Source organism: Acidovorax sp. YS12 (assembly GCA_021496925.1).
Taxonomy (GTDB): domain Bacteria; phylum Pseudomonadota; class Gammaproteobacteria; order Burkholderiales; family Burkholderiaceae_C; genus Paenacidovorax.
On record CP053915.1, the window covers coordinates 2,024,843 to 2,036,315 of the forward strand.

The window sequence follows — 11,473 nt, forward strand, 5'->3', positions numbered from 1 at the left end:
CGCGGCCGCGGCTCAGCGCGTCGCATTGAAGGCCGCGTGGAAGCTGACGCTGCCCTGCGGCATGGCGGCGGCGGAGAACGCGAGGGCCTGGAAATATTCTGGCGGCACCCCCTCTAGCACCAGTCCCGGCACGGGCCGAAAGCCGAAACGGGCGTAGTAGGCCGGATCGCCCAGCAACACGCAGCCAGCGGCGCCGCCGTCCTTCAACTGGCGCAGCGCCTCCATCACCAGCAAGGCGCCCATGCCCTGGCGCTGCCGATCGGGCGCGACGGACAGGGGCGCCAAGCCGTACCAGCGCGGCGCGCCGCCGGATACCGCCACCGGAGACACGCCCACGTGGCCGACCACCGCGCCCGCGTCCTGCGCTACCAGCGACAGGTGCAGGGCACCGGCCTGGCGCAGGGCGTTCACGATGAACTGCTCGGTGTGCGACGTGTGCGGGGCGGTGCGGAACGCGGCCTCGGTCAGGGCGTGGATGGCGGAGATGTCGGCAGGAAGCTCGGGGCGGATAGTCACGGGCATGGGCTGTGTCTACATGAAGTACGGCTTGTCGCCATCAGTGTGGGGCTTGTTCACGCCCAGGTTGGCGCCCACATGCAGCGCGGGGTTGTCGATGACCTTGGCGATCAGGTCGCCCACGCTCTTGCGCGATACCACGGTGCCCTTGAAGGGTTCACCCTTGGCGGTGGTTTCGTAGTCCACCTCGTCCTCGTCCATCAGCCAGGCCGGGCGCACGATGGTGTAGTCGAGCCCCGAGGCTTCGACGGCATCGGCGGCGCGGCGGTAGGGCTTGAGGTCTTCGCCGATGATGGCCTGGTTCCACTCGCCGAACTTGCCGGGAATCTCGTCGTAGATGCCCAGCGACAGCACGAAGACCAGACGCTTGACGCCCGCGGCCTGCATGGCGGCGATGACGGCCTGGGCCTGCTTGTCCAGGTCTTCGCCGATCAGGTTGGCGTAGACGATGTCCTGGCCGGTCACGGCGGCTTTCAGCAGCTTCTTGTCCAGCACGTTGCCGATGACGACCTGGGCATTCGCGGGCTCGTGGCCCGTGAGCTTCTTGGGGTCGCGCAGCAGCAGGGTCTGGCGCACGTCCGGGGCGTCGGCCAGCGCCTTGACGACCCATTGCGCGATCTGGCCGCTGGCGCCCAGGATGAGGACGTTGCGCATCACAGATGCTCCTTGAAGAACGGCACCACCTGGGCCATGGCGATGGCCACCGGCTCGGGCTGGTCGTACAGGTCGTAGTGCGACCAGCCTTCGGCCACGACGATGTGCTTGTGCTCCGAAGCGGCGCGGCTGTAGATCTCCCAGCCGTCGCGGTAGGAGCCAAAGCCGCCGGGCTTGTCGCCGATCACCACCATCAGCGGCTGCGTGAGCAGCACTTCCGCGTTGGTGAAGGCGTCCCAGCCCATCGCCGCGCCGCTGAAGGACATGAGCTGGCTGGTCGCGCCATGGGGCTTCTGGCCGCGCGCGGTCTTGTAGTACTCGGTGGCTTCGAGCACGTCGATGTCGGTGATGCCGGCTTGCTGGGCCGCATCAACGGACTCGGGCAGCAGGTTGGCTGCATCGCTCTTTGCCCCTTGCGCCTGGGCGGTGCGCATGCTGGCGATGTTCTTCGCCAGCTCGCGCGGCTTGAACTGGGCGAAGCCCTCGCGGATCAGGCGGCCGTAGTTCACGCCGGTGATGGACACCAGCGCCTTCAGCCGGTGGTCGGTGATGCCCGCATGCACGGTGTACGCACCGCCGCCGCACACGCCGATGGCGCCGATGCGCTCGGCGTCCACGTAGGGCAGCGACTGCAGATAGTCCACGGCGAAGCGGATGTCGGACACGCGGATGGCCGGATCCTCGATGAAGCGCGGGGTGCCGCCGCTGGCGCCCTGGAAGCTCGCGTCATGCACCAGCACCACGAAGCCCTGCTCGGCCAGGCCCTGGGCATAGATGTTGCCCGCGGTCTGCTCCTTGCAGCTGCCGATGGGGTGGGTGCTGACGATGGCGGGGTACTTCTGGCCTGCGTCGAAGCCGGGCGGCAGGTAGATGTCGGCGGCGGTTTGCCAGCCCAGGTTGGGGTAGCTGGCAGTCTGGAGGGTGATGTTGCTCATGATGGAATATTTCAGTGTCTTTGGCCTCCAGCGCTTATGTGGCAATCGCTGGCAGCTATTGATTTGATAGTTTTACAGCTTGGCGTTGAAGAACGGCGCAAGCTGGGACACGGCTTCATCGACGTACTGGGGAACGTCGTACAGCGACATGTGGTTGGCGCCCTCGACCACGTGCAGCGTCTTGTCCTGGCTCGCGGCGCGCGCCAGCAGGTCGTCGCTCATCCACTTGCTGCCCGCCACGCTGCCCGCCACGGCCAGGATGGGCTGGGTCAGGAAGGCTTCTGCCTTGTGGTAGGCGTCGTAGGTGATGATCTGCGTGAGGCTGCGCGCCGTCATGAAGCCAGGGGCGTTAGGGTGCTCGCACCGCGGCGTGTGGTAGTACTCCCAGGCTTCGCGCAGCTCGGCGTTGGGGGCGTCTTCTTCCTTCATCGGGGCCAGCGGCAGCGTGGCCAGTTCGCTCTTGCCGGCGTCGGCGGTGCGGGCGTTGGAGCCGAAGTCGATGTAGCCCACGGCGTCAGCGTCCTTGACGTTGTTGTCCCAGCCGTTGCGGAACATCTGGCCGATGTTCACCGCGCTCACCATGCCCAGCGCCTTGATGCGGCGGTCGTTGATGGCCGCGTTGGCGCTGTAGCCCGCACCCGCGCAGATGCCCATGGCACCGATCCGGTCCGGGTCCACGCAGGGCAGCGTGGTCAGGTAGTCGATCACGGCGCTGACGTCCTCGGTACGGATGTGGGGGTTTTCCAGCTGGCGCGGCAGGCCGGTGCTTTCGCCCTGGTACGAGGCGTCGTAGGCGATGGTGACGAGGCCGTGCTCGGCCAGCTTGCGGGCGTACAGGCCAGCGGTCTGCTCCTTCACGCCGCCGCCGGGATGCGAGACGACGACTGCTGCGTACTTCTTGCGCTCATCGAAGCCGGCGGGGAAGTGGATGACGGCGGCCAGGGTGACGCCTTGGCCGTTGAGGTTCTTGAACGTGACGTTGGGCATGGGTTTCTCCAGCGGTGGTTGGGGTAGGCACACGCGGCGATGTGGCGTGGACAGGACTCCATGCTAGGGATGGGATTGGATTTGATAAACATCCTTTGAAAGACATGAGTGGTTAGATAAACTAAACAAATGCCACTCGAACCCTCTCTCGTTTCCTCCTTGACGTGGTTCGCCCACATTGCCCGCCACCGCAGCTTCACCAGGGCAGCGGCGGAGATGGAGGTCACCCGGGCGGCGCTGTCGCAGCACCTGAAGGGCCTGGAGCAGCAGCTGAACGTGCGGCTGCTCCACCGCACGACGCGGGACATGTCGCTGACCGAGGAAGGGCAGCGCCTGCTGGACGTGCTGCAGCCCGCGCTGACGGCCATCGAGCGGGCGGTGATGGAGCTGGGGGAGGCCCATGAGGAGCCGTCGGGCCTGATCCGCATGAACGCCTCGCGCATCGCCGCCCGGCTGCTGATCGAGCCGCACATGGGCGCGTTCCTGGCGCGCTACCCGAAGCTGCGGCTGGAGCTGGTGATGAACGACGGCTTCTCGAACATCGTGGCCGATGGCATGGACGCCGGCATCCGGCTGGGCGAAAGCCTTCATGATCACATGGTGGCCGTGCCAGTCACGCCTCTCATCGAGATGGCCATCGTCGGATCGCCGGAATACTTCGCGCGGCACGGCGTGCCCGAGGAGCCGGCCGACCTGATGCGGCACAACTGCCTGGCCTACCGCTTCACCTCCAGCGGCACCATCGACCGCTGGTCGTTCACATCGCCTGATGTCGACGGACGAACGGTGCTGTTCGAGCCCAGGGGCAACGCCGTGTTCAACGACGACGAGAACCTGCTGAACGCGGCGGTGCAGGGCGTGGGGCTGATCAAGTACCTGGACATCTGCGTTCGCCAACACCTGGCGGACGGGCGATTGGTACGCGTGCTGGCACCCTGGTGCCGGCCCTTTCCGGGCTTCTACCTCTACGTTCCGTCGCGGGCACAGATGCCGGCCAAGATCCGGGCGCTGATGGATTTCCTGGTCGAACAGCGGGAGCAGCTTGCGCACGCATCCCGCGAAGCCGTCCCGGCAGGACATCGGACCGCCGCTGCGAAACAGAAGCGGCGGTGAGTCCGCCGGCCCCGCCCCCGTAGAATCGCCCCTACGAACAACTCCGCTTGTGCCGCGTGACGGCTGAGAGGGACGCGCCCCGCACCGGGGCGCGCAGCAGCCCGCCCCGAGGCCGCTCCAACGCCCAAGCCGTGTTTGCGTGTTTCGCGTTGCCCGTCCCGGAGCCTCCATGTCCTCTGCCTTCCCCCTCAACCGCTTCGCCCTGGCGCTGCTGCTCGCGCCGCTGGCGGCCGGTGCCCAACTGCGCGTGCAGGACGCCTCCGTGCTCGCCGGCACCTGCGTGAACTGCCACGGCCCCGAGGGCCGCTCCACCGGCGCCATCCCCAGCCTGCGCGGCCACACCGCCGGCTACCTGCTGCAGCGCCTGCGCGCCTTCCGCGCCGGGCAGGCGCCGGACGCCACGGTGATGACGCGCCTCATGAAGGGCTACGACGATGCGCAAGTCGAGGCGCTGGCCCAATGGTTCGCCGACCAGGAGGGCCGCTGATGTCCTGCACCCGACGCACCGTGCTCGCCAGCGCCCTGGCGCTGCCCGCCTTCGTCCATGCCCGCGCCGAGGCCGCCCACGTGGTGGTGGTCGGCGGCGGCTTCGGCGGCGCCACGGCCGCGCGCTACCTGCGCCTGCGCGCGCCGGGCGTGCGCGTGACGCTCGTCGAGCCCGCAGAGCGCTTCCACACCTGCCCGTTCTCCAACCTCTACCTGGCGGGGCTGCGCACCTGGGACAGCATCGGCCACGGCTATGCCGGGCTGCGCGCGGCGGGCGTGGAGGTGGTTCATGCGCGCGCCGAGGACGTGGACGCCGCCGCGCGCACGCTGCGCCTGTCGAACGGCCAGACGCTGCGCTGGGACCGCCTGGTGCTCTCGCCCGGCGTGGACATGCGCTGGAACGCGCTCGAAGGCTACGACGAGGCCGCCGCCGAACGCGCGCCGCACGCCTGGAAGGCCGGCCCGCAGACGCTGCTGCTGCGCCGCCAGCTCGAAGCCATGCCCGACGGCGGGCGCTTCGTGATGGCGATTCCCGACAACCCCTTCCGCTGCCCGCCCGGCCCCTACGAGCGCGCGGCGATGGTGGCGCACTACCTCAAGCGCCACAAGCCGCGCAGCAAGGTGCTGCTGCTCGACGCCAAGGACAGCTTCTCCAAGCAGGCGCTGTTCCAGCAGGGCTGGAAGGCGCTGTACGGCGACATGATCGAGTGGGTCAAGCAGTCCGACGACGGGCAGGTGCTGCGCGTGGACGCGGCCAGGCTGGAGGTGGAAACCGCCTTCGGCACGCGCCACAAGGCCGACGTGCTCAACGTGATCCCGCCGCAGAAGGCCGGCTTTATCGCCGAACGCGCGGGCGTGACCGACGCCAGCGGCTGGGTGCCCGTGAAGGCCGAGAGCTTCGAATCGCGCCGGGTGGCGGGCATCTACGCGCTGGGCGACGCGACCATCGCCGCGCCTATCCCGAAGTCGGGCTTCGCGGCCAACACGCAGGGCAAGGTGGCCGCCGCCGCCATCGCGGCCGACCTGCTGGGGCAGACCGCACCCACGGCCGCCTATGCCAACACCTGCTACAGCCTGATCGGGCCGGGCTACGGCATCTCGGTGGCGGGCGTGTACCGCGCCGAGGGCGGCAAGCTGGTCGAGCCTGCGGGCTCGGGCGGGGTGAGCCCGCTGGATGGCAACGCCGACTACCGCGCGGCGGAAGCGCGCTATGGAGAAGCCTGGTACGCGGCCATCTCCGCCGACATCTGGGATAGATAGATGCACAACCCCCTGTGGCGCTACGCGCCTTCCCCCTTCTCTCGCATCGCTGCGCGCTGCGGGAAGGGGGGCGCCGCCAGCGCGGCGGGGCGGCCCTTGCGCGGCGGCCACTGGCTTGGCCCGCGCCAGTTTCAAAGGCCGCGCGCAACTCGCAGCGCGGTGGAGCACTGACGTGTTGCTCTGGGCCGGATTCCTGCTGGGCTGCGCCTTCGGCGTGGCCGCGCGGCTCGGGCGCTTCTGCCTGCTGCGCGGGCTGCGCGAAGCGCCTGCCCTGCGCGCCTTCGCGCTGGCGCTGGCCGTGGCGCTGCTGGGCTCGCAGGCACTGGCCTGGGCGGGGCTGGCCGACCTGGGCACGGCGCAGGTCGTGCGCGCGCGCTTCTCGCTGCCGGGCGTGTTTGTCGGCGGGCTGCTGTTCGGCGCGGGCATGGCGCTGGCGCGCCAGTGCGGCGCGCGCGCCCTGGTGCTGCTCGCGGGCGGCAACCTGCGCGCGCTGGTCGCCCTGCTGTGCCTGGGCCTGGCCGCGCAGGCCACGCTGACGGGCGTGCTCGCGCCCGTGCGCCAGTGGCTGCAGGGCTGGGGCATGGTGCAGCTCGAACACGCGGCGCTGCCGCAGTGGCTGGCGGCGCAGGGCCTGCCCCCGGGCGCGGCCACGCTGGGCGCTGCCGGCCTGCCCGCGCTGGCGCTGCTGGCCTATGCGCTGCGGCAGGTGCGCGGCAACGGCGTGGCGCTGCTGTGCGCGGCCGCCATCGGCGCGCTGGTGGCGGCAGGCTGGTGGATCACGGCCCAGGTCGGCGTCGATCCATTCGAGCCCGTGCCGCTCACCTCCTTGAGCTTCATCGGCCCGGTGGCCGAGGGGCTGCTCTACCTGCAACTGGCCGTGGGCCGCGAAGCCAGCCTGGGCCCGGCCATCGTGGCAGGCACGCTGGCGGGCGCATGCGCCGCCGCGCTGCTCACGCGCACGGCCCGCTGGGAAGGTTTCGACAGCCCCGCGCGCCTGGCCGCATCGGCAGGCGGCGGGCTGCTGATGGGTCTGGGCGGCGTGCTGGCCGTGGGCTGCTCCATCGGCCAGGGCCTTTCCGGACTTTCCACGCTGGCTTTCGCCAGCCTGCCCGCTTGCGCGGGCATCGTGGCGGGCGCACTGCTCGCCCTCCCCTTTTCCAATCCGTCAACCCAAGGAGACCGCCATGCAACGACGTAGCTTCCTCATCACCCCGCCCGCGCTTGCGCTGGGTGCCGTGGCCGGCCCGGCCCTGGCCGCGCCGGCCGTCATCAGCCCGCAGTCGCGCATCCTGCCGCGCAAGGGCAGCGCGCCACGCATCGTGATCTGCGGCGGCGGCTGGGGCGGCCTGACGGCCGCGCGCTACCTGCGCGAGCTGATCCCGAATTCCGACGTGGTGGTACTGGAGCGCAACCCGACGTTCTGGTCAGGCCCCATGAGCAACAAGTGGCTGGTGGACATCGTGAACACCGATTTCGTGCAGCACGACCTGCTGCGCCCGGCCAACAAATACGGCTACACGCTGCTGCAGACCGAGGTGACGGGCTTCGAGCGCGACAAGAAGCTGGTGCGCACCTCGCACGGCCTGGTCGAGTACGACTACCTGATCCTCTCGGGCGGCATCCGCGATGCGTGGGACGCCTGGTACGGCGACGACCAGCGCGCCATCGAGCACACGCGCCGGCACTTCGCCAGCGCCTACATCCCCAACCAGCAGATGTTCGGGCTCAAGCAGCGCGTGAAGGACTTCAAGGGCGGCACGCTGGTGATGACGCTGCCGCCGCCGCCGCACCGCTGCCCGCCCTCGCCCTATGAGCGTGCCTGCCTGATCGCCTCGCACATCAAGAAGAACAAGATCCCCGGCAAGATCGTCATCCTCGACCCCAAGCCCAAGATCGCGCCCATCGGCGTGGGCTACAAGCAGGCATTCGAGGAGCTGTACCCGGACATCATCACCCACGTGCCCAACGCGCGCGTGCAGGAGGTGGACCCGTTCGCCAAGCGCATCAAGACCACGGCCGGGGAGCTGAAGTTTGACGAGGCCATCCTGATGCCACCGCACCAGGCCGCCGACATGGTGTGGCACGCGGGCCTGATCGGCAAGGACGCAACCACTGGCAAGCCCACCGGCTGGGCCGACATGCACCAGCGCCTGTTCCACGCCAACGGCGACGACAGCGTGTACTTCGTGGGCGACCTGATGGGCGCCATCTCGCCCCAGTTCGGCCACTATCCCAAGAGCGCGCATGTGGCCAACTTCATCGGCCAGATCGTTGCCAAGTACATCGCCCAGCGCGTGGCGGGCCAGGAGATCAAGCCTCTGCTGCCCGACAACCTCTGCTACATGATGGTCAACACCGAGCCGCAGGAGGAAATCTCGGTCAAGTTCGAGTATGAGGTCGATGCCAAGGGCCAGGTCAATCAGACGCAGATCGACATGGACGTACGCTCGGCCGACCTGGTGAAGGAAGACTTCGCCTGGGCGCGCTCCAAGTTCAGCGACTTCCTCGCCATCTGAGCCCATGCAGCGCAGAACCCTGATGGCCGCCAGCGCCGCCGCGCTGGCCTTCCCCGCTCTGGCCCAGCCGCAGAGCAAGACGCCGCTGAGCAATGCGGCCCTGGCGCCGAACCCGGCCGAGTTTCGCAAGGCCATGGCCGATTTCACCCAAGGGCGCAAGCCCCTGGTGGAAGGCCTGCACCTGGACGTGCCCACGCTGGCCGACAACCCGGCCGCCGTGCCGGTGAAGGTCAAGGTGACGCTGCCGATCACCGCGCAGGACTGGTGCGAGGAAATCATCGTGCTGGCCGACCTCAACCCCGCGCCCCTGGCCTGCCGCCTGCAGTTCACGGCGGCGGCCGGTACGGCCGAGGCCGCCGTGCGCGTGCGTCTGTCGCAGTCGCAGACGGTGCACGCGCTGGCGCGCATGAAAAGCGGCAAGCTGCTCGCAGCCAGCCATGCAGTGACAGTGGCCGCCAGCGGCTGCGGCATGTGAGGACGACCCAATGAACCAGAAACCACCCCGCGTCTGGATCAGCAACGCCAGCCCCAAGAAGGGCGAGGTGCTGCGCGTGCGCGCGCAGATCGAACACGTGATGGAAAGCGGTCTGCGCCAAGACGAGGCCGGCAAGATCCGCCCGCGCAACATCGTCACGCGCTTCGAGGCGCACCTGGGCACGGCCCTGCTGTTCGCCTGGGAGCCGGGCATTTCCATCTCGCAGAACCCCTACATCGAGTTCACCTTTCTCGCACGCGAGAGCGGCGAGCTGCGCCTGCACTGGAAGGACGACGCAGGCCAGACGGCGAGCGCCAGCAAAGCTATAGCCGTAGTTTGAACAGGCCACACGTTTTTTGAACCCAAACAGCCTCTAGCCCGAAAAGCTATTGCACTGCCTCTTTTCATAAGCAGATAAAAACAAAACCATGGTCATTCTTTGAGCACAACGCACAGGTGCTTGATTTACTTTTTTAACAATGCGCAACGAGGCCATTCTGAGATAGCCACAATGGCATCCCAAAACATTACTACAGCGCATTTTTGCCATGGCACATTTTTAAAAAAGAAAGCACTCAATGAGATTTAATCCCAAAAAGGCGACCGCCAGCCTATTTTTTACAATATTTATCACAGGATGTGCAATAGCCAACAACACAACTCAAGCCCAAACACGGGAATCACACCAACCTTCACAAACGACTTCTTCGCAGGAAAAGGAAAATTCTTACGAAGGTCCGTTCGGGTTAAAAATGGGGCTTTCCCCCGAAGAGATGAAGTCCATGATTCCCAACATGCGAACAATAAAGGAAGGTAGACTTTTTTACGGCTCCGATAGGGTGCCAACGCCCCACCCAGATTTTCACCTTTACTTCTTTACCTTCTCTAAAAATAGCGGCCTATGCCGAATCGCCGCAGTCAGCAAGCCCATTAAGTCCGGAGATAGCGGATCTGAAGTTAAAATTGAATTTAGAGCAATAGAAAAGCTCCTTGACGAAAAATACAAAAAGGGGGAGAAATTCGATTACACAACATCCAGAAATAAATCACCCGATTTTTGGATGTTTCAGCTATTTAAAAAGAATCGCACCCTTGTAAAATACTGGAGCAAAGAGAGCAAATCAACACTTTTGAATGATCTCTCATCAATCACCCTAACGGCGGAGGCATCAGATTTATCAACAGCCCAATTAATCCTGGAATACATGTTTAAAAATATTTCAGACTGCATAGCCGAGGAAAAAGCCGAGAGCAAAAAAGGCTTATAGAAAGGACTAACGTTGTATCCCGGACGACCATATGACTGCTTGTGGAACAGATCAGGGAGCTTCCGGTAGCACTCCTTCATGACCTGTATCGGTGTCTTGCTGCCCAGTGCTGACTGTGGCAACTGGTGGTTGTACAGAGCCACATACCGCATCAGCGCCTGAACTTGCCGTTGGCAGCGACAATGGACAGGTCGGCGTACTCCAGTCCCGAATGCCGGGCCGGGGTGTACTCCAGCGCCAGCCCACCCAGGTCGTAACGCCCCAGGGTGTCCAGCGCCTGGTGCAGGCTGGCCCGTGTGATGCGGGGCGCCGCGCGGCGCAGGCCCTCGACCAGTACCTTGGCTGCGGCAAAGCCTTCCAGCATGGCCGGGCTCACATCGTCCAGCCCACGCGCCTTGGCCCGTTGCATGGCTTCGCGCACCAGGCCGAAGTTCAGGCTCGACGGCATGACCTGGCTTACCACCACGCCCTTGGCGTCGGCGCCCAGCAGTTTGACGAAGCCTTCCGAGGCATTGTTGGAAAGCGTCAGGTGCTGCCCGCCAATGCCGGCGGCCTTCAGGCTGCGAATGCCCTCGACCACCGCCGTGCCCGAGCCGATGACCAGCACCGCCTGCGGCGCTGCCGCCTTGAGCGTGGGCAGCAGCGGTGCGAAGTCAGGCTTGGCACGGTCGAACTTGGCCACGGCCACGGGTTCCAGGCGGCCCTGCTGTAGCCCCTGGCGCGCGCCCTCCAGGCCGTCGGCGCCAAAGCTGTCGTCCACGTGCACCACTGCCACACGCGTGATGCCCACGGACAGCAGGTGCGCCATGGCATGCCGGGCCTCGCGCTGGTAGGTGGCGCGCACGTGGAAGATGTAGGGCTTAACCGGCTGGTGCAGCACGATGGCGCCCGTGGAGGGGCCCACCATGGGCACGTGGTGCTGCTCTAGCACCGTGTTGATGGCCTCGGTATGCGGTGTGCCCCGGCTCATGAACAGGGCCACCACGCCGCGCTCCTCGATCAGCACGCGGGCATTGGCCTCGGCCTTGCGTACGTCGAAGGCATCGTCCAGCGTGATGACATCGATCTTCTCTCCGGCCACGCCGCCCTTGGCGTTGACGGCATCGAGGTACAGCTGCGCGCCGAGCATCGATTCCTTGACGGTGGCGGCGACCGCGCCGGTCACGCCCACCGTCTGCCCGATGCGAATCTGGGCCGTGGCAGCCTGGGCCACCAGGCCCAGGGCCACCGCCAGCGCCAACCGCCGTGCGTGGCGCCACATGG

Annotated in this window: 13 protein-coding genes and 1 pseudogene; 8 read left to right on the plus strand and 6 right to left on the minus strand. The window is 66.6% G+C overall.

Annotated elements, in window-relative coordinates; genetic code table 11:
* Positions 1 to 12: 12 nt before the first annotated feature.
* The 4 genes from YS110_09200 to YS110_09215 all read right to left on the minus strand — a co-directional run bounded on the left by YS110_09200 (position 13) and on the right by YS110_09215 (position 3,092).
* Positions 13 to 522: an N-acetyltransferase gene (locus YS110_09200; protein ID UJB64907.1), complete on the minus strand. Its 510-nt coding sequence runs from the start codon at positions 520 to 522 to the stop codon at positions 13 to 15.
* A 9-nt stretch (positions 523 to 531) separates the two neighbouring features.
* Positions 532 to 1,170 (minus strand): SDR family oxidoreductase, encoded by a 639-nt coding sequence (locus YS110_09205; GenBank protein UJB64908.1) that lies wholly within the window; start codon positions 1,168 to 1,170, stop codon positions 532 to 534.
* On the minus strand, positions 1,170 to 2,105 hold the full coding sequence (locus YS110_09210; protein ID UJB64909.1) for an alpha/beta hydrolase: 936 nt from the start codon (positions 2,103 to 2,105) through the stop codon (positions 1,170 to 1,172). The genes YS110_09205 and YS110_09210 overlap by 1 nt, the downstream gene beginning before the upstream one ends.
* Positions 2,106 to 2,177: 72 nt before the next feature.
* The gene (locus YS110_09215; protein ID UJB64910.1) at positions 2,178 to 3,092 is read right to left on the minus strand and encodes an alpha/beta hydrolase; all 915 of its coding nucleotides are present in this window, start codon (positions 3,090 to 3,092) and stop codon (positions 2,178 to 2,180) included.
* 129 nt (positions 3,093 to 3,221) lie between these two features.
* Here YS110_09215 and YS110_09220 point away from each other — a divergent pair, with 129 nt between their 5' ends.
* The 8 genes from YS110_09220 to YS110_09255 all read left to right on the plus strand — a co-directional run bounded on the left by YS110_09220 (position 3,222) and on the right by YS110_09255 (position 10,210).
* Complete coding sequence (locus YS110_09220) at positions 3,222 to 4,205, plus strand: LysR family transcriptional regulator (GenBank protein UJB64911.1); 984 nt, start codon at positions 3,222 to 3,224, stop codon at positions 4,203 to 4,205.
* A gap of 169 nt (positions 4,206 to 4,374) precedes the next feature.
* A complete protein-coding gene (locus YS110_09225) occupies positions 4,375 to 4,692 on the plus strand; it encodes a c-type cytochrome (GenBank protein UJB64912.1) in 318 nt (105 codons plus the stop codon).
* Positions 4,692 to 5,951 (plus strand): FAD-dependent oxidoreductase, encoded by a 1,260-nt coding sequence (locus YS110_09230; protein ID UJB64913.1) that lies wholly within the window; start codon positions 4,692 to 4,694, stop codon positions 5,949 to 5,951. Before YS110_09225 ends, YS110_09230 begins: the two co-directional genes overlap by 1 nt.
* A 172-nt stretch (positions 5,952 to 6,123) precedes the next feature.
* A complete protein-coding gene (locus tag YS110_09235; protein ID UJB64914.1) occupies positions 6,124 to 7,149 on the plus strand; it encodes a YeeE/YedE family protein in 1,026 nt (341 codons plus the stop codon).
* Positions 7,136 to 8,467: an NAD(P)/FAD-dependent oxidoreductase gene (locus YS110_09240; protein UJB64915.1), complete on the plus strand. Its 1,332-nt coding sequence runs from the start codon at positions 7,136 to 7,138 to the stop codon at positions 8,465 to 8,467. Before YS110_09235 ends, YS110_09240 begins: the two co-directional genes overlap by 14 nt.
* A 22-nt stretch (positions 8,468 to 8,489) precedes the next feature.
* Positions 8,490 to 8,942, plus strand: a complete 453-nt coding sequence (locus YS110_09245) for a sulfur oxidation protein SoxY (GenBank protein UJB67407.1) — start codon at positions 8,490 to 8,492, stop codon at positions 8,940 to 8,942.
* A gap of 10 nt (positions 8,943 to 8,952) precedes the next feature.
* The gene (soxZ, locus tag YS110_09250; GenBank protein UJB64916.1) at positions 8,953 to 9,282 is read left to right on the plus strand and encodes a thiosulfate oxidation carrier complex protein SoxZ; all 330 of its coding nucleotides are present in this window, start codon (positions 8,953 to 8,955) and stop codon (positions 9,280 to 9,282) included.
* A gap of 238 nt (positions 9,283 to 9,520) precedes the next feature.
* On the plus strand, positions 9,521 to 10,210 hold the full coding sequence (locus tag YS110_09255) for a hypothetical protein (GenBank protein ID UJB64917.1): 690 nt from the start codon (positions 9,521 to 9,523) through the stop codon (positions 10,208 to 10,210).
* A gap of 17 nt (positions 10,211 to 10,227) precedes the next feature.
* Here YS110_09255 and YS110_09260 read toward each other — a convergent pair.
* Positions 10,228 to 10,371: pseudogene (locus tag YS110_09260) on the minus strand (IS481 family transposase).
* Positions 10,362 to 11,471, minus strand: a complete 1,110-nt coding sequence (locus tag YS110_09265) for an ABC transporter substrate-binding protein (GenBank protein ID UJB64918.1) — start codon at positions 11,469 to 11,471, stop codon at positions 10,362 to 10,364. Before YS110_09265 ends, YS110_09260 begins: the two are co-directional and overlap by 10 nt.
* Between the last annotated feature and the right edge of the window lie 2 nt (positions 11,472 to 11,473).